Here is a 2,006-nt window from a genome sequence, read left to right as displayed (position 1 = left end):
GTCGAACGAGAGTTCGATGCTCGCCGCGCTCAAGGTCGGCCGGTTCGCGATCTCGATGTTCGGGATCTTCGCGCTCATCATGGGCGGCTTCATCATCCTCAACACGTTCCGCACGCTCGTCTCGGAACGCCGTCACGACATCGGCATGCTGCGCGCCATCGGCGCGACGCGCGGCACGATCCTCGGGATCTTCCTCATCCAGAGCCTGCTGCAGGGCGCGCTGGGTACCGGGTTCGGCCTGCTCATCGGCTGGGGCATCGGTGTCGGGTCGGCCGCAGGCTACGAGTACATGTTCAGGGAGATCCTGCACGTGACCGCAGACGTGTCCGCGCAGTTCGGCCCGGGGCTGTGGGCGACGGCGATCCTCCTCGGGGTCGGTATCACGGTGCTCGGCGCCGTCATCCCGGCGAGGCAGGCCGCGAGGATCACCCCGCTCGAGGCGCTGCGGCCGCAGGTGGCCGAAGTCGTCGAGCGCGAGCGCAGCGTGTGGGTCTCGGCCGGGTGGGTCATGGTCGTCGCGAGTGTCCCGCTCCTGCTGCTGCGGCAGTCGTGGAGCGTGGGTCTCGGTGCGGTGTTCGCGCTCGGGGGGCTCGTCATGATCGCCCCGGCGCTGATCGAGCCGCTTTCGCGCGGCCTGTCGCGCGTCATCGCGCCGATCGCTCCGGCAACCGCCGACCTCGCCAGCTCGAACGTGGTGCGGCAGCCGGGGCGGGCTGCGGCGACCGCCTCGGCGATCCTCGTGTCGCTCGCGGTCGTCATCTCGCTCGTGGGTGTGCTCAGCTCGACGATGGGCGGCTTCTGGGACTACCTCGACAAGTCGCTCGGCTCGGACTTCATCCTGCTGCCGTCGGGGCTCATCCTCGGCGGGGGCAACGTCGGCGTGGACCAGGCGCTCGTCGACCGCATCGCCGCCACGTGGGGGGTCGGCGATGTCGCGACGCTGCGGCTCGGCGTCACGAGCGTGAAGGGAGCCCAGGTCCAGGTGGTCGGGATCGACCCGGTCGAGTACCCCAAGGTCGCCTCGTTCACCTACTCGAACGGCACGGTGCCGAGCGACCTCGGCAAGCTCTCCGAGGGCGGCCGAGTGCTGGTCAACGGCATCTACGCTGCCCAGAACGGCGTGGCCATCGGGGACAAGCTGCAGCTCGAGACGCCCGGCGGGCGGCGGTACTACGAGGTCGTGGGGGTCGCGAGCGACTACCTGAACGCGAAGCTCGCCACGGTCTACATCTCGCAGGATGACCTTGCCGAGGACTTCGGCATCCGCACGAACGTGCTCGTGCTGGCCAACGTGGCGCCGGGATCCGCGATCCCGGCCGTGAAGGCGGACCTCGCGCGCGTCGTGCGCGACTACCCGCAGCTCGTGCTGTACGACTCGGCGTCGTTCAAGGCGTCGCAGGTCAAGCTCATCAACAGCGAGATGCCGTTCCTCTACGGCCTGCTCGGCATCTTCGCGATCCCGACGCTGCTCGCGCTGCTCAACACGCTCGCCATCAGCGTGCTCGCGCGCACCCGCGAGATCGGTATGTTGCGAGCGGTCGGCACGACGCGCGGCCAGGTCAGCCGCATGGTGGTGGCCGAGGCGCTGCTGCTCGGCTGCGTCGGCATCCTGTTCGGCATCGTCGGCGGCGTGGCGCTCGGGTACGCGCTCGTCTACGCGATGAACTCGAGCGGCTACGTGGTGCCGTACACGTTCCCGTTCAGCGGTGTGCTCATCGCCGTGCTGTCGGGCCTGAGCTTCGCGCTGCTTGCGGCAGTGGTCCCGGCCCGAACAGCCGGCAGGCTCGACGTGGTCACGGCGCTGCACTACGAGTGACGCTCTTGAGGGCGCGAGCATGCGAGGAGGACCGCTGTGACCGTACCGCTCATCGTCCCCGCGCTCGGCGGCGCGGCGCTCCTTGCGCTTCTACTCGCCGATGTCGCGATCGGCAAGCGCTGGATCCGCCTCGGCAAGCAGCACCTCAAGTGGCACAAGTGGCTCGCGTTCGCGCTGGTCGGACTGGCGG

The 2,006-nt window shown here is 69.3% G+C and carries 1 protein-coding gene; it reads left to right on the top strand.

The window, feature by feature from the left end; genetic code table 11:
• Positions 1-16: 16 nt before the first annotated feature.
• The gene (locus tag FDZ70_09845; protein ID TLM69041.1) at positions 17-1,816 is read left to right on the top strand and encodes an FtsX-like permease family protein; all 1,800 of its coding nucleotides are present in this window, start codon (positions 17-19) and stop codon (positions 1,814-1,816) included.
• Positions 1,817-2,006: the final 190 nt, after the last annotated feature.

The organism is Actinomycetota bacterium (assembly GCA_005774595.1).
Classification (GTDB): domain Bacteria; phylum Actinomycetota; class Coriobacteriia; order Anaerosomatales; family D1FN1-002; genus D1FN1-002.
This window is presented reverse-complemented; position numbering and strand designations above follow the sequence as displayed.

What these genes read in the sequence shown, in the direction of transcription:
- FDZ70_09845 (TLM69041.1), top strand. Translation starts at nt 17, where the DNA reads ATGCTCGCCGCGCTCAAGGTCGGCCGGTTCGCGATCTCGATGTTCGGG.